This is a genomic window from Massilia sp. CT11-137, assembly GCF_047302885.1.
In the GTDB taxonomy this organism is placed as follows: Bacteria; Pseudomonadota; Gammaproteobacteria; order Burkholderiales; family Burkholderiaceae_D; genus Telluria; species Telluria orientalis.
Genome location: NZ_JBKYMP010000002.1, coordinates 1,068,393 through 1,086,911, shown reverse-complemented (window position 1 = coordinate 1,086,911; position 18,519 = coordinate 1,068,393). Strand labels below are relative to the sequence as shown.

Annotated in this window: 20 protein-coding genes, 2 tRNA genes and 1 pseudogene; 9 read left to right on the top strand and 14 right to left on the bottom strand. The window is 66.7% G+C overall.

The window, feature by feature from the left end:
• The first annotated feature begins 89 nt into the window (after positions 1–89).
• Both rsxB and nth read left to right on the top strand, forming a co-directional pair.
• Positions 90–776 (top strand): electron transport complex subunit RsxB, encoded by a 687-nt coding sequence (gene rsxB / locus ACEN98_RS21650; protein WP_413387021.1) that lies wholly within the window; start codon positions 90–92, stop codon positions 774–776.
• 7 nt (positions 777–783) lie between these two features.
• Positions 784–1,431, top strand: a complete 648-nt coding sequence (gene nth, locus ACEN98_RS21645) for an endonuclease III (protein ID WP_259448886.1) — start codon at positions 784–786, stop codon at positions 1,429–1,431.
• 12 nt (positions 1,432–1,443) lie between these two features.
• Here nth and ACEN98_RS21640 read toward each other — a convergent pair whose 3' ends face one another.
• On the bottom strand, positions 1,444–1,800 hold the full coding sequence (locus ACEN98_RS21640; RefSeq protein ID WP_413387020.1) for a cupin domain-containing protein: 357 nt from the start codon (positions 1,798–1,800) through the stop codon (positions 1,444–1,446).
• 51 nt (positions 1,801–1,851) lie between these two features.
• Between ACEN98_RS21640 and ACEN98_RS21635 the strand changes: the two are divergent.
• Positions 1,852–2,064, top strand: a pseudogene (locus ACEN98_RS21635) (helix-turn-helix domain-containing protein); the annotation flags it as partial.
• On the opposite strand, the gene ACEN98_RS21630 reads toward ACEN98_RS21635, so the two are convergent.
• From ACEN98_RS21630 to ACEN98_RS21620, 3 genes are read right to left on the bottom strand one after another with little or no spacing between them, the layout of a single operon-like run.
• The gene (locus ACEN98_RS21630) at positions 2,054–3,499 is read right to left on the bottom strand and encodes a hypothetical protein (RefSeq protein WP_413387019.1); all 1,446 of its coding nucleotides are present in this window, start codon (positions 3,497–3,499) and stop codon (positions 2,054–2,056) included. The pseudogene ACEN98_RS21635 and the gene ACEN98_RS21630 sit on opposite strands and share 11 nt — an antisense overlap.
• 2 nt (positions 3,500–3,501) lie before the next feature.
• Positions 3,502–3,921 (bottom strand): ExbD/TolR family protein, encoded by a 420-nt coding sequence (locus tag ACEN98_RS21625; RefSeq protein ID WP_413341346.1) that lies wholly within the window; start codon positions 3,919–3,921, stop codon positions 3,502–3,504.
• Positions 3,911–4,612, bottom strand: coding sequence for a MotA/TolQ/ExbB proton channel family protein (locus tag ACEN98_RS21620; RefSeq protein WP_413387018.1), 702 nt, complete (start codon positions 4,610–4,612; stop codon positions 3,911–3,913). The genes ACEN98_RS21625 and ACEN98_RS21620 overlap by 11 nt, the downstream gene beginning before the upstream one ends.
• Before the next feature lie 191 nt (positions 4,613–4,803).
• Between ACEN98_RS21620 and ACEN98_RS21615 the strand changes: the two genes are divergently transcribed.
• The gene (locus ACEN98_RS21615) at positions 4,804–5,196 is read left to right on the top strand and encodes a VOC family protein (RefSeq protein WP_413387017.1); all 393 of its coding nucleotides are present in this window, start codon (positions 4,804–4,806) and stop codon (positions 5,194–5,196) included.
• A 172-nt stretch (positions 5,197–5,368) separates the two neighbouring features.
• On the opposite strand, the gene proB is transcribed toward ACEN98_RS21615, so the two are convergent.
• The 5 genes from proB to rplU form a co-directional block, all read right to left on the bottom strand.
• Positions 5,369–6,487 carry a glutamate 5-kinase gene (gene proB, locus ACEN98_RS21610; protein WP_413387016.1) on the bottom strand — a complete coding sequence of 373 codons (1,119 nt, stop codon included), beginning with the start codon at positions 6,485–6,487 and terminating at the stop codon, positions 5,369–5,371.
• Positions 6,484–6,924, bottom strand: coding sequence for a hypothetical protein (locus ACEN98_RS21605; RefSeq protein ID WP_413343621.1), 441 nt, complete (start codon positions 6,922–6,924; stop codon positions 6,484–6,486). Before ACEN98_RS21605 ends, proB begins: the two co-directional genes overlap by 4 nt.
• A gap of 4 nt (positions 6,925–6,928) precedes the next feature.
• A complete protein-coding gene (gene cgtA / locus ACEN98_RS21600) occupies positions 6,929–8,041 on the bottom strand; it encodes an Obg family GTPase CgtA (protein WP_413387014.1) in 1,113 nt (370 codons plus the stop codon).
• A 210-nt stretch (positions 8,042–8,251) separates the two neighbouring features.
• Complete coding sequence (rpmA, locus tag ACEN98_RS21595; RefSeq protein ID WP_056123130.1) at positions 8,252–8,524, bottom strand: 50S ribosomal protein L27; 273 nt, start codon at positions 8,522–8,524, stop codon at positions 8,252–8,254.
• A gap of 42 nt (positions 8,525–8,566) precedes the next feature.
• On the bottom strand, positions 8,567–8,878 hold the full coding sequence (gene rplU, locus ACEN98_RS21590) for a 50S ribosomal protein L21 (RefSeq protein WP_036230184.1): 312 nt from the start codon (positions 8,876–8,878) through the stop codon (positions 8,567–8,569).
• 230 nt (positions 8,879–9,108) lie between these two features.
• Here rplU and ispB point away from each other — a divergent pair, with 230 nt between their 5' ends.
• From ispB to ACEN98_RS21575, 3 genes are all read left to right on the top strand, one after another.
• On the top strand, positions 9,109–10,098 hold the full coding sequence (gene ispB / locus ACEN98_RS21585) for an octaprenyl diphosphate synthase (protein ID WP_413387013.1): 990 nt from the start codon (positions 9,109–9,111) through the stop codon (positions 10,096–10,098).
• Between the two features lie 52 nt (positions 10,099–10,150).
• Positions 10,151–10,227: transfer RNA gene (locus tag ACEN98_RS21580), tRNA-Pro, on the top strand.
• Between the two features lie 34 nt (positions 10,228–10,261).
• Positions 10,262–10,338: transfer RNA gene (locus tag ACEN98_RS21575), tRNA-Pro, on the top strand.
• A 6-nt stretch (positions 10,339–10,344) separates the two neighbouring features.
• On the opposite strand, the gene ACEN98_RS21570 is transcribed toward ACEN98_RS21575, so the two are convergent.
• Positions 10,345–10,542 carry a hypothetical protein gene (locus ACEN98_RS21570; RefSeq protein WP_413387012.1) on the bottom strand — a complete coding sequence of 66 codons (198 nt, stop codon included), beginning with the start codon at positions 10,540–10,542 and terminating at the stop codon, positions 10,345–10,347.
• A 217-nt stretch (positions 10,543–10,759) separates the two neighbouring features.
• On the opposite strand from ACEN98_RS21570, the gene ACEN98_RS21565 reads away from it, so the two are divergent.
• Complete coding sequence (locus tag ACEN98_RS21565; RefSeq protein ID WP_413387011.1) at positions 10,760–11,860, top strand: hypothetical protein; 1,101 nt, start codon at positions 10,760–10,762, stop codon at positions 11,858–11,860.
• A gap of 6 nt (positions 11,861–11,866) precedes the next feature.
• Here ACEN98_RS21565 and ACEN98_RS21560 read toward each other — a convergent pair whose 3' ends face one another.
• Positions 11,867–13,081 carry an MFS transporter gene (locus tag ACEN98_RS21560; RefSeq protein WP_413387010.1) on the bottom strand — a complete coding sequence of 405 codons (1,215 nt, stop codon included), beginning with the start codon at positions 13,079–13,081 and terminating at the stop codon, positions 11,867–11,869.
• A 141-nt stretch (positions 13,082–13,222) separates the two neighbouring features.
• On the opposite strand from ACEN98_RS21560, the gene ACEN98_RS21555 reads away from it, so the two are divergent.
• Positions 13,223–14,131, top strand: coding sequence for a LysR family transcriptional regulator (locus ACEN98_RS21555; RefSeq protein ID WP_413387009.1), 909 nt, complete (start codon positions 13,223–13,225; stop codon positions 14,129–14,131).
• 99 nt (positions 14,132–14,230) lie between these two features.
• Here the strand turns inward: ACEN98_RS21555 and ACEN98_RS21550 are convergent, their stop codons facing one another.
• From ACEN98_RS21550 to nirD, 3 genes are read right to left on the bottom strand one after another with little or no spacing between them, the layout of a single operon-like run.
• Entirely contained in the window at positions 14,231–16,939 is a 2,709-nt protein-coding gene (locus ACEN98_RS21550; RefSeq protein WP_413387008.1) for a molybdopterin-dependent oxidoreductase, read from the bottom strand.
• A 13-nt stretch (positions 16,940–16,952) separates the two neighbouring features.
• On the bottom strand, positions 16,953–18,158 hold the full coding sequence (locus ACEN98_RS21545) for an NAD(P)/FAD-dependent oxidoreductase (protein ID WP_413387007.1): 1,206 nt from the start codon (positions 18,156–18,158) through the stop codon (positions 16,953–16,955).
• Positions 18,159–18,518 (bottom strand): nitrite reductase small subunit NirD, encoded by a 360-nt coding sequence (gene nirD / locus ACEN98_RS21540; protein WP_413343017.1) that lies wholly within the window; start codon positions 18,516–18,518, stop codon positions 18,159–18,161.
• Position 18,519 lies beyond the last annotated feature (1 nt).

Sequence of the window (18,519 nt, the reverse complement as noted above, 5' to 3'; positions counted from 1 at the left end):
TATGCAGATTGAATTACCTAGGTGCATTTCGACTGCATTGGGCTTTTAGCGGATAATGACGGTCTATCCAGTTTCGAAGTAGCACCGCCGTGACCAAGACGCTCGCCGACCAGATCGAAGACCTGCTGCCGCAGACCCAGTGCACCAAGTGCGGCTATCCCGCCTGCCGTCCGTACGCGGAAGCGATCGCGCGCGGCGAGGCCGAGATCAACCAGTGCCCGCCCGGCGGCATGGAAGGCGTCGCGCGGCTGGCAAGGGTCACCGGCCGGCCCGTCATCCCGATCAACCCGGCCAATGGCGTCGAGCGGCCGCGCCCCGTCGCGTTCATCGACGAAAGCCTGTGCGTCGGCTGCACCTTGTGCATCCAGGCCTGTCCCGTCGACGCGATCCTCGGCGCCGCCAAGCAGATGCACACCATCATCCCGAGCCTGTGCACGGGCTGCGATTTGTGCGTGGCGCCCTGTCCCGTCGACTGCATCGCGATGATCCCGCGCACGGACGACCCCGCGAGCGAGCCGACCGGCTGGGCCGCGTGGTCGCAGGAACAGGCCGACGCCGCCCGCGCCCGCCACGATTTCCGCACCGAGCGCCTGCGCCGCGAGAAGGAAGAAAACGACGCGCGCCTGGCCGCCAAGGCGCTGGAAAAGATGCGTGCCGTGACGGCGGAAACGACGAATACGGCGGAGGAGCTGGCGGAAAAGGAACGCAAGCGCGCGATCATCGCCGCCGCCATCGAGCGCGCGAAACAGAAAGCCGCCTCCGACAAGAAAGACTGACGCATCGATGAATCCCGCCAAACGCCTCGAGATCTTCACGCGCTTTCGCAACGCCAATCCGCATCCCACCACCGAACTCGAATACACGACGCCGTTCGAACTCCTAATCGCCGTGCTGCTGTCCGCGCAGTCGACGGACGTCGGCGTCAACAAGGCCACCCGCAGGCTGTATCCGGTCGCGAACACGCCGCAGGCGATCCTCGACCTGGGCCTGGACGAGCTCAAGACGTATATCTCGACGATCGGCCTGTACAACAACAAGGCGAAGAACGTCATCGCCACGTGCGAAATCCTCGTGAACCAGTACGGCGGCGAGGTGCCGCGCTCGCGCGAGGCACTGGAAGCCCTGCCCGGCGTGGGCCGCAAGACGGCGAACGTCGTGCTGAACACCGCGTTCGGCGAACCGACGATGGCCGTCGACACGCACATCTTCCGCGTCGCGAACCGCACGAAGATCGCACCGGGCAAGAACGTCGACGAAGTCGAGATGAAGCTGCTGAAGTTCGTGCCGAAGGACTTCCTGCACGACGCCCACCACTGGCTGATCCTGCACGGCCGCTACACGTGCGTGGCGCGCACGCCCAAGTGCTGGAACTGCATCATCAACGACCTGTGCGAGTACAAGGACAAGACGCCGGCGCCGAAGGACGCGTAACGGCCATCCGGGTCAGATGACCCGGCGCGGCGCCGCCGTCGACGGGTCGCCGCTGTTCGGCGTGCCCGTCGGCTCGATCAGCAGGATGTGCGCCTCTCCCTGGGCGCGCGGCCGGTGGCGCATGCCCCTGGGGACGACGAACATCTGGCCGGGATCGAGCGTCACCGTCGAACCATCCTCGAGGTCGATCTCGACGCGCCCGTCGAGCACCAGGAAAAAGTCGTCGGTGTCGTCGTGGACATGCCAGTGGTATTCGCCGCGCAGCTTCGCGACCATCACGTCGTGGCCGTTGAACAGGGCCACCGTGCGGGGCTGAAAGGCTTCCGTAAACGTCGCCAGCTTGGCGGCCAGGTCGATTGCAGTGTGCATCATGCCTCCCGATGAAAAACCCATTGTGGGCCCCCCCCCCGCACCTTCACCGCCGCCTACCACATGCCGCCGCACGTGTACCTCAACGCCGTGCGGGTCGCGCAGGCGCAGGCCCTGATCCGCCGCGGCACGCCGCTCGCCGCCATCGCGCTGGAATGCGGCTTCGCCGACCAGAGCCACCTGACGCGGCGCTTCAAGGGCAGCGTGGGCGTGACGCCGTCGGCCTGGCAAAAGATGCAGCGCGGCGCCGCATTCACTTCGTGAGGACCAGCGAAAAGAAGATCCGCGTCGGCCCGTTCGACAGCTTGAAGAACAGCTTGTTGCGGCCCTTCCGGAAGTGCACGACGCGCTTGCCTTCGTTCAGGTTGTAGTCGCGCACAAAGGTATTCCGCGTCTCGTAGACCTGGCCGAAGAACGAGTCCTTGTTGGCGTTTCCTCCTTCCCAGACCAGCCGGTCGTTGAGCCACAGCTGCACATCGTCGTCCGCGCCGACCCAGATCGTCAGGTCCTGTTCCGCGTCGAGCATCAACTCCGTATAGCCGTAGTACACGGCGTCTTCCGCGTGCACGGGCGGCTCCAGGGGATAGCGCGCCATGTCGACGTAGTCCCATTTGACGAGGCGCCCGCCCTTGCCCCGATAGGCGGCATCCAGCACGACGCCCTGCTCGGGCGGATGATGGTAATTGGCGAACAGCCCTGCGCCGTGCCGTCCGTCGAATGGACCGATCAGGTACCAGCGGTTGACCCAGACGCGGTTCGCGTACGTGCCGCCCGCGCCGATCATCCGGCCCGTACCCTTGACCATGGTGGCCGCGTCGACGGTGGGCATGTGCGCGACGCCGCCGCCGAACATGGTGCCCGCGCCCCCGAGGTAAGCCTTCGTCATTCGATCCGGCAGGTCGGGATTCGTGAACGCGGCGATCCGGTCCAGCATCTGACGGCCCACGCCGCCGGCGCTTCCGTTCCCGAGGCCTTGTCCGCTCTGGCCATTGCCCTGGCCGTCACCCTTGCCTTCGCCGTCGCCCTTGCCATTGCCCTTGCCATTGCCCTTGCCATTGCCTTTGCCCGCGCCGCGCTGCGCCGCACCCGCCGCGTCGGCCGCGACCTGCACGCCGTTCTGCTGCTGCTCCAGCTGGTGGCGGCGCTCTTCCAGCGCGACGCGTGCCTTCGCTTCGAGCTGCTCGATCTGCGCCGCCGCTTCGGCGGGCGTCCGCGGTTCGGCGGCAGGCGGCGCCTCAGCCCTGGCCTTCTCCGCGACCTGTTCCAACGCCTTTTCCTTCGGGATGTCGAGCAGCTTTGCGAGTTGCTCGGCCTTGGTGTCGCGCTCGATCTCGTCGATCTTGCGCGCCAGGTCCTTCGCCTGCTTCAGCAATTCGTCCGGCGCCTTCGGCTGCGCGCTGAACTGCACCTCGTCTTCCTTGTTCCCGGCAGGCTGCTTGCCCGCGCTTTGTGCGAGCAGGGACTGGATCCGCGCCATGTCGTGCACGCGCTTTTCGAGGCGGGCCTGCGCCGTCAGCCGTGCGCCCGATTCGACCTGGCGCTGCTGGCGCTCGCGCTGGGCGATCTCGATGCGCTGGGTGCCGAAGTGATACAGCGCGACGAGCGGCACCGCATGCAGCACGAGCGACAGGAAAATGAACGGATGCCGCCGTAGGGGGCCGAAGGTCGGGGCGAGCCTCGGAGTATCGTCGGCGAACATCGTCAGCGCGTGTGCATCGACACGTGGGTGAGCCCCTCGAACTGGCACAGTTCGAGCACGTGCACGATGTCCTGGTAGCGCGTGGACTGGTCGCCGTCGATGCGGACCGGCCGCGCCGGATCGCGCGCCGCTTCGCGCTTGAGCAGGTCGTGCAGGGCTTGCGTCGACACCTCCTTGCGGTCGATATACAGGCCGCCTCCGGCATCGACGCCGATGACCAGCGGCGCCGGCGCCGCCTTCGCGCGATCGAGGCTGACCTGCGACGTCGGCAGCACGATGGGCATGTCCTTCTCCGGCTTTTCGCCGTCGGGGTGCCGGAACGACGTCGCGACCATGAAGTACATCAGCAGGAAGAAGATGCAGTCGATCAGCGCGATCAGGCCGATCTCGGGCTGTTCGTCGTCGCCGAGATCAATGCGCATGGACGACCTCCAGCGTGCGCGCCGGCATGCCGTCCAGCACGCGGTTCAGCTGGCGCTCCAGCGCGATGCCGATGCCGACCATGCGGTTGCGGAAGACGTGGTGCATGGCCAGCGACGGCAGCGCCACCGACAGGCCGGCCGCCGTGTTGACGAGCGCCTTGGAGATGCCGCCCGCCAGCAGGGTCGGATCGCCCATGCCGTTGAACGCGATGACGTGGAAGGATTCGATCATGCCGATGACGGTGCCCAGCAGGCCGACGATCGGCGCGACCGTCGCGACGACGTTCAGCGCGTACGCCTTTTGCTGCTGCAGGCGCAGTTCGACGCCCGCCATCTCCGCCACGCGCGCCGCCAGCTTTTCGGCCGGCAGGTGGCGCTGTTCGACCATCCAGCCGAGGATGCGCGCGAGGCTGCTGTCGCCGTCGGCCACCCGTTCGCGCAACTGGTCGAAGCGTCCCGTGCGCCACAACGTCTCCGCCTCCGCGGCCAGCTCCGGCGGCGCCACTTTCGCCAGGCGGAAGTTGGCGAGCCGCTCGAACGTCACGGCCAGCGCCAGCACGGACAACGCGCCGATCGCAACGATGCCCATGCCGCCATGCAGCAGCTCGGAAGCGATGTTCAGGCCCTGCGCATGGGCCGGGAAGGCAGTCGACAGCAGGCCATACAGGCCGAGGTGGCGCAATCGGGACATCGTCTTCCTTTCAATGGAAACAACTGATTTACGCGCCAATTTAGCACAGATGATTCTTTGTTTGGTAACTAAATTACACTTTAATAGCAATGAAAATTACCATTTTGTGGAAGTCCACTATTCCATACGCATGAAATTAGTTATTAGCAAATTTTCAGTATGATGAATGGTATTTTCACGACGAGGCAACCATGTTTTCCCATGTCTTCATCGGCGTCGGCGATTTCGACCGGGCGCTCGCGTTTTACCAACCGCTGCTGGCGGCGCTGGGGCTGGAGGCGCGCTTCTGCGACCGATCGCGCCCGTGGGCCGGCTGGCAGCAAGCGGGCCGGGCGCGCCCGCTGTTCCTCATCGGCGCGCCGTACGACGGCCAGCCGCACGCACCCGGCAATGGCCAGATGACGGCCCTGCTCGCGCCCGACCGCGCGGCCGTCGATGCGGCTTACGAGATCGCGCTGGCGCACGGCGGCCGCGGCGACGGCGCGCCGGGCCTGCGCCCCGACTACCACGAGCACTATTATGGGGCCTACGTGCGCGACCCCGACGGCAACAAGCTGTGCGTGGTGTGCCACGATCCCGCTTGAAAGGAAGATCACATGATGCTTCGCGCTTGCACCGCCTGCGCGATCGGCGGCGTATACCTGCTGTGGATGGTCCGGTAGGGTGGGCGGCCCTCCGCCCACGCGTAACGCCAACAAACCGCTGACGTCACGCGTGGGCACGGGGTGCCCACCCTGCGCGCCGGCCCGGAGAGAATCAGATCAGGACCAGATTGTCGCGGTGCACCAGCTCGGGCGCCTCGACGTAGCCGAGGATGCCCTCGATCTCGCCGGACGAGTGACGCATGATGCGTTTGACTTCGCCGCTCGTGTAGTTGGTGAGGCCGCGCGCGATCTCGGTGCCCGCTTCGTCCACGCAGCCCACGAGGGCGCCGCGGCCGAATTCGCCGCGCACGGCCGTCACGCCGATCGGCAGCAGCGACTTCCCTTCCTTCACGAGCTTCTGCACCGCGCCCGCGTCCAGCACGAGCTGGCCGGCCGTGTGCAGGTGGTCGATCATCCACTGGCGGCGCGCGGTCAGGCGCGCGGTCGGTGCCGTCAGCTGCGTGCCGATCGCGTCGCCGTGCGCGAGGCGCGTCAGGACGTTGTCTTCGCGGCCCCACGCGATCACCGTGTGCGCGCCGGAACGGGCGGCGCGCTTGGCGGCCAGCACCTTCGTCAGCATGCCGCCGCGGCCGATGCTGCTGCCGGCGCCGCCGGCCATCGCTTCCAGCGACGTGTCGCCCGCCTGCGCTTCTTCGATCAAACGCGCGGACGGATCCTTGCGCGGGTCGGCCGAGTACAGGCCCTTCTGGTCGGTCAGGATCACGAGGGCATCCGCCTCGATCAGGTTGGCGACGAGCGCGCCCAGCGTGTCGTTGTCGCCGAACTTGATCTCGTCCGTGACGACGGTGTCGTTCTCGTTGATGATCGGGACGACGCCCAGCCCCAGCAGGGTAGTCAGCGTGGAGCGCGCGTTCAGGTAGCGTTCGCGGTCCGCGAGGTCGGCGTGCGTGAGCAGCACCTGCGCCGTCTTCACGCCGTGGCTGCGGAAGCTCGTCTCGTAGATCTGCGCGAGGCCCATCTGGCCGCACGCGGCGCAGGCCTGCAGTTCGTGGATGTCGGTCGGGCGCGACGTGAAGCCCAGGCGCAGCATGCCTTCGGCGATGGCGCCCGAGGACACGAGGACGACTTCCTTGCCGAGCGAACGGAGGGACGAGATCTGCGCGGCCCAGCGCGCGATGGCTTCGTGATCGAGGCCGCGGCCTTCGTTGGTGACGAGAGAAGAGCCGACCTTGACGATGATGCGGCTGGAAGACTGGATAACGGAGTTCATGGCGACGGTCGGATTGACAGGAAGCGTCCTTGCGGGCGCAGGCCGATCAGCGCCAGGCCGACCGCCAGCTCGATCCCGCTGACGACGAACAATAAGCCCTGGGGCAGGCCGATCGCGAAGGCCGCGACGAGACGGCCGACCGGCTGCGCCAGGATGAACAATGCTGCGAGGTCGCCGAGGATGGGCTGGTCGCCCTGCCTGGCCGCCAGCAGAGCCAGCCCCGCGGTGGCGAGGCGCACTCCGACGTAGAGGGCGAAGAACTGGCTGTAACCGTTCACGCCCACGGGGAACAGTCCCATCGCATCCGCCACGCGGTCCGGATCCAGCAGGGCCGCGAGCGCGGCCAGCGAATGCGCGGACGCCGCGACCGACAGCAGCTGGCCGCGCAGGCGCGCGCGCCAGGTGCTGCTTGCGGTCGGGGCGAAGGTGACTGCCAACGACTTAATCTTCGAGGATCTTGAAGCGCGGATCGTCCGGATCGATCGACGAGATGCCGCGCGCTTCCTCGGTCATCTGCGTCTCTTCCGAGCGCTGCGCGCTGTGGCGCGTCTCTTCGAGATACTTGTAGATCGCGTGCACGAGGTCTTCGCAGCCTTCGCGGTTCAGCGCCGAGATCTCGAACACGGGGCCCTTGAACCCCATGCGCTTGACAAAGTCCTTGACGACCTTCTTGCGCTCATCTTCCGGCACGACGTCCAGCTTGTTCAGTACGAGCCAGCGCGGCTTGTTGAGCAGTTCCTCGTCGTACTTCTCGAGTTCCTTCACGAGCGCCTTGGCTTCCTTGACCGGATCGGTCTTGCCGTCCATCGGGGCGAGGTCGACGATGTGCAGCAGCAGGCCCGTGCGGCTCAGGTGGCGCAGGAACTGGTGACCGAGGCCGGCGCCTTCCGCCGCGCCTTCGATCAGGCCCGGGATGTCGGCGATGACGAAGCTCTTCGCATGCGACACGCGCACGACGCCGAGGTTCGGATGCAGCGTGGTGAACGGATAGTCCGCGATCTTCGGGCGCGCGTTCGACACGGCCGTGATGAACGTCGATTTACCCGCGTTCGGCATGCCGAGCAGGCCCACGTCGGCCAGCACCTTCAGTTCGAGGCGCAGTTCGCGGCGCTCGCCGTCCTTGCCGTCCGTCTTCTGGCGCGGCGCGCGGTTGGTCGACGTCTTGAAGTGGATGTTGCCCCAGCCGCCCTCGCCGCCCTTGGCCAGCAGCTCGGTCTGTTCGTGCTCCGTCAGGTCGGCGATGATCTCGCCGGTGACGTCGTCGATGATCAGCGTGCCGACCGGCATGCGCAGGTAGACGTCCTCGGCGCCCTTGCCGTAGCAATCGGAACCGCGGCCCGGCTCGCCGTTGCGCGCCGTGTGGACCTTGGAAAAGCGGAAGTCGACCAGCGTGTTGACGTTGCGGTCGGCGACCGCCCAGATCGAGCCGCCGCGGCCGCCGTCGCCGCCGTCCGGACCGCCGAACGGGCGGAATTTCTCGCGTCGGAACGAGGCGCAGCCGTTGCCGCCGTCGCCGGCGATGACTTCGATGCGTGCTTCGTCGATAAACTTCATGATGAGACCACCAAAACGAAAGGCTGTGTCACTGTTAAAAGCGGACCAGGCGTCCATGATAGACGAACGGCCGCGGAACGTTCCGCACTTAACGGTGACAACGCCGAAAATTAAAAAGGCCCTACCGGAGGGCAGAGCCTATCGATTGCAAGGCTTGACGCCTTACCGGGCGGGGCACGCCTTTACTCGGCCTGCCCCGCTGCGCCGCAATTAAGCAGCAACTGCTTCAGCAGCCACGACGGTCACGAACTGCTTCGAACCGACGCCTTGCTTGACGAACTTGACCGTGCCATCGACCAGGGCGAACAGGGTGTGATCCTTGCCCAGGCCAACGTTGGTGCCCGGACGAACCTGGGTACCACGCTGACGCACGATGATGCCGCCGGCGTTGATCGCCTGGCCGCCGTAGACTTTCACGCCGAGGCGTTTGCTTTCTGAGTCACGGCCGTTTCGCGTAGTGCCGCCGCCTTTTTTGTGTGCCATTTCAAATGCTCCTTGATTAGCTGAAGAAGGTACGCGCGGCGATTAGCCGTTGATCGCAACCACTTGGATTTCGGTGTAGTTCTGGCGGTGGCCCTGACGCTTCTGGTAGTGCTTACGACGACGCATCTTGAAGATACGCACTTTGTCGTGACGACCATGCGAAACAACAGTCACGCGAACCGAAGCACCTTCCACCAGCGGAGCACCAAACTTGATGCTCTCGCCCTCGCCGACGGCGAGAACCTGATCGATAGTGAGTTCGGAACCAATGTCTGCCGGTATCTGTTCTACTTTGAGTTTTTCGCCAGCGACAACTTTGTATTGCTTGCCACCGGTTTTTATGACCGCGTACATGATTTGAAACCTCATTGATTGTTAAGAAATATTCCCCTCGTCTTGGCGAGGTAAACAGCCGGGGATTCGGGGAACAGAGGATTATACATGGAATGGTGCGCAGCGTCAAAACGGTTGTGGTGGCGCGGCAGTCCCTCTGGCGCCACTGGGAAAAAGGGCGCCTTTTCCTTGCATGTCGTATAATCGCGACTCAACAAAACCTATCCGCATCCAACGTCAGCAGGTCCGCCTTGTCCGCCGCCACCCAAACCGCACAACAGAACCCCATCACCCGCACGATCGCAGCAGACATGGAGGCCGTCAACACGGTGATCCGCGCGCGGTTGCAGTCCGAAGTCGCGCTGGTGAACCAGATCGCCGAGTACATCATCAGTGCCGGCGGCAAGCGGATCCGCCCCGTGCTGGTGCTGCTGCTGGCGAACGCCTACGGCTACAAGGGTGCCAGCCACCATGAGCTGGCGGCCGTCGTGGAATTCATCCACACCGCCACCCTGCTGCACGACGACGTCGTCGACGAATCCTCGATGCGCCGCGGCCGCCAGACCGCGAACGCCATGTTCGGCAACGCCGCGTCGGTGCTGGTCGGCGACTACCTGTACTCGCGCTCGTTCGAGATGATGACGGGCCTGGACAACATGCGCGTCATGGAGATCCTGTCGCGCGCCACCACCGTCATCGCGGAAGGCGAAGTGCTGCAGCTGCTGAACATGCACGATCCGGACGTCACGCAGGAAAGCTATCTGCGCGTGATCCGTTCGAAGACGGCGAAACTGTTCGAAGCGGCCGCGCAACTGGGCGCCCTCGTCGCCGGCGCGAACGACGCGCAGATCGAAGCGGCCGGCGAATACGGCCGCTCGCTGGGCACCGCGTTCCAGCTGATCGACGACGTGCTCGACTACGCGGGCGACGCCGCGGAAATCGGCAAGAACGTGGGCGACGACCTGCGCGAAGGCAAGCCCACGTTGCCGCTGATCTACGTGATGGAAAACGGCACGGCCGAGCAGCGCGAACTGATCCGCACCTGCATCGAACAAGGCGACGAAACGCATTTCGACGCGGTGCTGGCGGCCGTCACGAGCAGCGGCGCGCTGGACTTCACGCGCCGCGAAGCGGAGACCGCGGCACGCCGCGCCGCCGCCGCGATCGCCGACCTGCCGCCGAGCGAATACAAGGACAGCCTCCTGCAGTTATGCTCCTTCGCTGTTGACAGGAACCACTGAGGCAACTATAGTAATGCCTTCCCGAGATTTCGGTGACGAAGTCTCAAACAGTCGGGGTGTAGCTTAGCCCGGTAGAGCGCTACGTTCGGGACGTAGAGGCCGGAGGTTCGAATCCTCTCACCCCGACCATCTGTTTTTCTCCCTCAGCAGTACCCATACCAGTCGGGGTGTAGCTTAGCCCGGTAGAGCGCTACGTTCGGGACGTAGAGGCCGGAGGTTCGAATCCTCTCACCCCGACCACAGAATTCATACAAGACAGCGGCTGATGGCCGCTGTTTTCGTTTCTACCCCCTGCTCCCGCATGTGCCGGCTGAGCGCCGCCCCGCGCCGCGCCAGCAAGGCCGTCAACAGTTCCGGATAGCGCGGATCGACGGCTGCCTGGACCGACGGCCGCAACGCCAGCGCCGCGCGCCATGCCTGCACCTTGATCAGCCCCGCCAGCATGCCGAAGTCGCCTGCTACCTCATTGTTTTTATTGGGAAATTTATCTTTCCTTAAGCAACCGATCGCTACATATTATTGGCCAATGCGATTGAAGTGTGACTTCCACACACAGTGTGGGCCCTGCCTGCGCAGCCGCAAAAGCCACGCCGATCCGCGCCCTAACATGAAGCCACGTCACGCCTGATGAACTTGGACAATGTCTAGTGGAATTTTTAGCTTGGAAAAAGCCAGCATGCAGGGGCGCTTCGTCGCGTTCATGCATGTAGCACGCTGGACCAGCGTCCTGGTGGCACTGATGTACCACGTCCGTTTCCTGCTGTTCGTGGACTACGAACACGTCCAGGCGAAAACGTGGCTGTCCGACGTCTTTTATTTCCTCACGGGGCTCGGCCATGAATCCTTTGCCGTCTTCCTCGTCCTCGACGGCATCCTGACGGGACGCGCGCTACGGGCCCACGGGCCGCCCGCCCCTGCAACGCCGGGCCGGCACGCCATCGCGCTGTACCGGATTCTCCTGCCCGGCCTGGCCCTCGGCGCCTTGTTCGATGCCGCGGGCGCGCGGTTCTTCAACGGATCGGACCTGTACACGGCCTATCCCGCCTTCAGCACGCTCTCGCTCGGCTATGCCGCGCTGTTAGGGAATCTGTTCATGCTGCAGCCCTTCGTCGTGCCCACGTTCGGCAGCAACGGCATGCTGTACCTGCTGTCGTTCCTGTTCTGGTCGCTCATCCTGCTGGACGTCTTCCTGCGCGCCACGCGCGCCGGCCGGGTCGTGCTGCTGGCGGCCGTGGTGGTGCTGGCGCCGCCCCTGTTCCTGATCTGGTCGGCCATCTGGCTGACCGGCGTCGCGGTGGCGCACATGGGTGCGCTGCACAGCGCCAGGCCGTCGCTGCCCGTCGCCATCGTCGGCTTTCTCGCCGCGCTGCTGCTGTCCCGCTTCCTCGGCGCCGGCGTACACGGGCCGCCGGCGTCCGGCGCCTGGCTCGCCGACTGTAAGTTCCTGCTCGTGGGCTGGGGCTTCGCCGCCATCGCCTGGGCCCTGTACCCGCCCGGCGCGCAGCCTCGCACAGCGCCCCACGACCCGGCCGCCGCGTTCACCTTCTTCTTCCACTTTCCCGTCATGATGCTGGTCGTCGGGATCGCGACGACACTGCCCGGCCAGGCCCTGATGCAGCAGCCGGCCCCGGCACGCTACGGCGCGTTCGTCGCCGTCGTCGCCGCCTGCGTGGGCACGACGGTGCTCGTCGCGCGGGCGGCGCGGCCCGCAAAAGCACGGCGCCAGGCCGCGTTGCCGTGGCCTGGCGCCGGTCATTCCTGATGTCTGTTATGGCGCCGACGCGGCCCGCATCCGCACCGCCAGCGCGGCCAGGCTCGATGCGACGGCAAGCATCACGATGCCGTTCCAGCCCCACGCAGCCAGCGCCTGGGCACCGAGCGCGCCGCCCGCTGCCATGCCGACGAACATCGTGGTCATGAAGATCGCGTTCAGGCGGCTGCGGGCTTCCGGTGCGATGCCGTAGACGATGGTCTGGTGGGCGATCATCGTCGCCTGCACACCCAGGTCGAAGCCGACGGTCGCCAGGGCCAGCAGCACCAGCTGCCCCGCCGCCGGCAGGTGCGGCATGGCGAACATGAGCGCGAACGAGGCGACGCTCAGCCCGGCGCCGACGCGGGTCACGAATTGCGGACCGCGGCGGTCGGCCAGGCGGCCGGCGAACGGGGCGGCCAGCGCGCCGACGGCACCGGCCAGGCCGAACGAACCGGCGGCGGCCGAACCCAGGTGGAACGGGGCACCGTGCAGCATCACGGCCAGCGTGGACCAGAAGGCCGAGAAGCCGATCGACAGCAGGCCCTGGGCCATGGCGGCAAGGCGCAGCGCGCGGTGTTCTTTCCACAGCGCGAACAACGAGCCCAACAGGACCGGATACGGACTCGTGCTCGTCGGCTTGAAGCTCGGCAGGCCACGGGCGAGGATCGCGGTCGTGAAGGCCGCGACGACCGCCGCGCCGCCGAACACGGCGCGCCAGCCGAGCGCTTCCGCCACGAGGCCACCCACGACGCGCGACAGCAGGATACCCAGCAGCAGCCCGGTCATGACGGTGCCGACGATGCGGCCGCGATGCGCGGCCGGGGCCAAGGTGGCGGCGGCCGGGACGATGTCCTGGGCGACGGTGGCCAGCAGGCCGACGGCAAGGCTGGCGCCCAGCAGCACGGTCAGGCTCGGCGCGGCGGCGATGGCCAGCAGCGCCATGGCCAGCAGCAGCGATTTCACGACGATGATCGTGCGGCGGTCGAAACGGTCGCCCAGCGGCGCGAGGAACAGCAGGCCGAGCGCGTAGCCGAGTTGCGTCAAGGTCGGGATCCAGCCGACGGCCCGGTTGCTGGCGTGCAGGTCGGTCGCCAGCACGCCCAGCGTGGGCTGGCTGTAGTACAGGGCGGCGACGGACAGGCCCGTGCTTGCGGCCAGCAGGAAGATCAGAGGCGAGGTCAGCGTCGTGCGGATCGGTATGACAGTCGCCGTCGTGTGTGCGATGCTCATGTTGGACTCCATGGTGGGTGTGTTGTTGCAGTGCATTATGGAGAACCGAAACACGGCCGTGTAGCACCGGCGAGCGTCGAACTGTTATACTTCACGCGTATGAGTACAGACTTTTCGACGATCAATCCATCTGCCGACCGTATGATGCTGGTCGAAACCTTCGTCCGCATCGTGGATGCCGGCAGCCTGTCCGCCGCCGCACGCGCACTCGCGACGACGCAGCCTACGATCAGCCGGCGTTTGAAGTCACTGGAAAAATCGCTGGGCGTGCGCCTGCTGCAGCGGTCCACGCACGCGATGAAGCTGACGGACGACGGCATGCGCTGCTACGCGCGTGCAAAAGAGCTCATCGCGGGGTGGCAGGAATTCGAGAGCGAGATCCGCGGCGCCGTGGACGAGCCGGTCGGCATGCTGCGCGTCGTCGCGCCGCACGCGTTCGGCCAGCAGCAGCTGGTGGCGCCGCTGGCCGAATACCTGGCGCGTTATCCGCGCATGACCGTGGACTGGGTCCTGCACGACCGCACGCCGGACTTCATCGGCGAAGGCATCGATTGCGCGATCCGCGTGGGCGAGGTGCCCGATCCGTCCATGGTGGCGATACGGCTGGGCGACGTGCCGCGCATCGTCATCGCGACGCCCGGCCTGTTCGAGGGGCGCGCCCTGCCCCTCCATCCGGAAGAACTGGGGACGCTGCCCTGGATCGCGGTCAGCCATTATTACCGCGACGAGGTCACGCTGACCCATGCGCAGACGGAAGAAACGGTACGAATCCCCGTCAAGCCGCGCATCTACACGGACAACCTGTACGCGATGCGAAGTGCCGTCGTGCTGGGTGTGGGGGCGGCGCTCGGTTCGCGCTGGGCGCTGCGCGAGGAACTCGACGCGGGCCGGCTCGTGCAGCTCGTGCCGGAATGGCATGCGTCGCCGCTGCCGATCTGGCTGATCTATCCGCCGGCGCGCTTCTATCCGGCGCGGCTGCGGCGGTTCATCGACATCATGCGGGTGGCGGTGCCGCGGGCGTATGGGGTGGTGGCACCGCCGGGCCGTTAGATCCAAAACCGTCGTTCCCGCGCAGGCGGGAACCCAATATGCACGCGTTATCGTAATGCAAGCAGAACTTGGGTCCCCGCCTTCGCGGGGACGACGAAGCTATGCTTCCGCGACCTGCGCCTCCGCCAGCAGCGAGCGGATCTCCGGAATGCACGACCCGCAATTGCCACCCGCCTTCGTGCATGCCGTGACGGCCGCCGCATCGCACAGATTGTTCTGCCGGATCGCGATCTCGATCGTCTTGCGGCCCACGCCGAAGCACGAGCACACGGTCGGTCCGGGATCGATGCCCGGCTCTTTCGCCCGGCCGGCAAGAAGGCTGAGGCGGTCGGCCGGCTCCAGTTGCTCCTTGTCGAACATGCTGGCGAGCCACGTGCGGGCCGGCAGGTCGGCGCGCTGTGCCACGAACAGGCACGCTTCGATGCGGCCGTCGACGAGGTGCACGGCGCGGTACATGCCGCCGTTCTTGTCCTCCACCTCGATCCAGTCCGCGTCGTCGTCATGCACGTCCAGCAGCTTGCGCGCCCAGTCGTGCGCGGCGGCGAACGGCTTGCGGCCCGCCAGTTCGTAGCGGACGAAATCCTTGCCCTGCACGCGCGTCCAGTTGGACGCCTCGCGCAGCGGCAGCTCCGTGCGCGACAGGATGAAGCCGAACCACGTGACGCCGAACGGTTCGATGCGCACGGGCGTGTGCTTGAATTCCGGCTCGCCCGACACGGGGTCGACGGCGGGGTTGACGACGGTGCCCACGCGCGCGTCCGACGCCGTCTGGCCGCTCCAGTGGATCGGCATGAACACGCTGCCGCGCGCGATGCCCCCGCCGTGCTGCACGCGCGCCACGACGGCGCCCCAGTCGCTCGTCACGCGCGCCAATTCGCCCGCCTTCACGCCGCACAGCAGCGCATCCTGCGGGTGCATGTCGATGTACGGTTCCGGGATGTGCTCGGCCAGTTTCTGCGAGCGGCCCGTGCGCGTCATCGTGTGCCACTGGTCGCGCACGCGGCCCGTGTTCAGCACGAGCGGATATTCACCGCCCGGCAGGTGCGCCGGCGCGCGCGGCACCGTCGGCACGAAGCGCGCGCGGCCGTCGGCATGCGCGAAGCGGCCGTCGCCGAACAGGCGTGCGGTCCGTTCTTCCGGCGTACGCACCGGCCACTGCACGGGGTCGAGCGCATCGTAGTCGGCGCGCGTCATGCCCGCGAGGCCTTTGACGTCGAACAGGCGGCGGCGCTGGCCGTCGGTACCGTTCTTCCATCCGGACAGGCGCGCGTGCTCGTCGAAGATCTCGTGCGGCGACGTGAAATCGAAGCCTCCGAAACCCATGCGGCGCGCGACGTCGCACATGATGTCCCAGTCGGCGCGCGCACTGCCCGGCGCGGACAGGAACGCGCGCTGGCGCGAGATGCAGCGCTCGGAATTGGTGACGGTGCCGTCCTTTTCGCCCCAGCCGAGGGCCGGCAGCAGCACGTGGGCCGCGTCGTTCGTGTCGGTGCCGAGCACGATGTCGCTGGCCACGACCAGCTCGCATTTCTGGAGTGCGCGCCGGGCCTGGTCGGCATCGGGCAGGCTCACGAGCGGATTCGTCGCCATGATCCACACGGCCTTCACTTTGCCGTCCTCGATGGCGCGGAACAGGTCGACGGCCTTCAGGCCCGGCTTCGCCGCCACGTGCGGCGAGCCCCAGAATTCCTGCAGCGCGGCGCGCTGCGCGGCATCGTCGAGGTCCATGTGTGCGGCCAGCATGTTCGCGAGCCCGCCCACTTCGCGTCCACCCATGGCATTCGGTTGACCGGTCAGCGAGAACGGCCCCATGCCAGGGCGGCCGATGCGGCCCGTGATCAGGTGGCAGTTGATGATCGCGTTGACCTTGTCGGCGCCGCTTGTGGACTGGTTCACGCCCATCGTGAACGCCGTCACGACCTTCTCCGTGTTCGCGAACAGGTCGTAGAAGCGCTCCAGGTCGCGCGGGTCGAGGCGGCAGGCTTTTGCCACTTCTGCCAGCGTGCCCGCCTTGCCGGCCGCGTCCAGCGCGTCCGCGACGCCCGTCGTGCGGGCTTCGATGAAGCTGTCGTCCGCGGCGTGCTGCGCGAGATGGCCCAGCAGGCCGTCGAACAGCCACACGTCCGTGCCCGGCTTGACCGGCAGGTGCAGGTCGGCGATGTCGCACGTGGCCGTGCGGCGCGGGTCGACGACGACGACCTTCAGTTCCGGACGGTCCTGCTTCGCGCGCGCGATGCGCTGGTACAGCGTCGGGTGGCACCACGCGGCGTTCGAGCCGACGAGCACGATCAGGTCGGCCTGCTCGAAGTCTTCGTAGCAGCCCGGCACGATGTCTTCGCCGAACGCGCGCTTGTGGCCGGCCACGGCCGACGACATGCACAGGCGCGAATTGGTGTCGATGTTCGCACTGCCGACATAGCCCTTCATGAACTTGTTGGCGACGTAGTAGTCCTCGGTCAGCAACTGGCCGGAGACGTACAGCGCGACGGACTCCGGACCATGTTCCGCGATGATGCGGGAAAAACCGGAGGCCACCTTGTCCAGCGCCTCGTCCCACGACGCTTCGCGCAGGCCGCCGTCTTCACGCAGCATGGGCGCGAGCAGGCGGCCGCGGTTGCCGAGCGTCTCGCCCAGCGCCGAACCTTTTACGCACAGGCGGCCCTGGCTGGCCGGGTGCGCCGCGTCGCCCGCGATCGCGAGCGTGCCGTCCTGCCCGATTTGGGCACTGACACCGCAGCCGACGCCGCAATACGGGCAAGTCGTCTTGATGGTGGTGGAAGAAATAGGAAAATGCGCGGCCAACTTCATGTGCAACTCCTCGTCAGGCCGCTCGGCCGAACAGCAACTGGTCGCGGATGGACGAGATGTCCGTCCGCTGTTGAATCAGGTCGAAGTACCAGGGACCGTCCGCGACGTCCCCGTACAACACGGCGCCCGTCAGGCGGTTGCCCGCGACGACGAGACGTTTATAGATGCCGCCGCGGCGGTCGCGCAGCACGAGGTCTTCGCTGCCTTCGCCGCCGACGATGTCGCCGGCCGAGTACAGGTCCACGCCCGTCACCTTCAGCTTCGTCGCGGTCGCCTGCTGCACGTAGCGGCGGTGGCCCGAGCCTGCGAGGTGGGCGGCGGCGACGCGTGCCTGGTCCCAGATCGGCGCGACGAGGCCGAACGTGGCGCGGCGGTGCTGCACGCATTCGCCCACGGCGTACACGCGCGGATCGTAGGTCTGCAGCGTGTCGTCGACGACGATCGCGCGCTCGCAGTGCAGGCCGGCGGCCTTCGCCAGCTCGACGTTCGGGCGCACGCCGGCGGCCATCACGACGAGGTCGGCGTCGACGGTTTCACCGCCTTCGAAGCGCACGGAACGCACGCGGTCCTCGCCCTCGATGGCGACGGTCTGGCGGTTCAGCAGGATGCGCAGGCCGCGCTGCTCCAGGCTGGCGCGCAGCAGTTCGGCGGCGGGCGGGTCGAGCTGCTGGTTCATCAGGCTGCCCGTCACGTGCACGACGGCGACTTCCATCCCCTGGCGCAGCAGGCCGTTCGCGGCTTCGAGGCCGAGCAGGCCGCCGCCGATGACGACGGCCTTCCCGCCCGCGCGTGCGGCTTCCAGCATCGTGTCGACGTCGCTGATGTCGCGGAAGCCGATCACGCCCGGCAGCTGGTGGCCCGGCACCGGCACGATGAACGGCTTCGAGCCGGTCGCGATCAGCAGGCGGTCGTACGGTACGGCGAGGCCGGACGCGGCGTGCACGACGCGCTTCTTGCGGTCGATGCGCACGACCGGGTCGCCCGCGTGCAGCGTGATGCCGTTGGCGTCATACCATTCACGCGTGTTGAGCATGATGTCGTCGACGGTCTTCTCGCCGGCGAGCACGGGCGACAGCAGGATGCGGTTGTAATTCCCGTGCGGCTCCGCGCCGAACACGGTGATGCGGTACATGTCGGGCGCGAGCTTCAGCAGCTCCTCGACCGTGCGCATGCCCGCCATGCCGTTGCCGATGACGACCAGGCGCGGATGGGTCTTCATTTACGCACCCACCCAGACCTTGCCGTCTTCGACGCGCACCGGGTAGCTCGACACCGAGTGGTGCGGCACTTCCAGGCATTCGCCGGTCTGCAGGTCGAAGTGCTGCTTGTAGATCGGCGACGCGACGACGATGCGCTCGCCGATGCTGCCGACCAGGCCGCGCGACAGCACGGCGGCGTCCGAGTTCGGATCGTAGTTATCGATGGCGAACACGCGCGGCTCCTCGGCGCCTACGCGGAACACGGCCACCTGGCGGCCGTTCAGCAGGGCGGCGACGCCGGTGTCCGGGACGATCTGGTCGAGCGAGCAGACGGCATTCCATTGGTTCAGCTCATTTTTTACTTGCGGGTCACGGGGCATG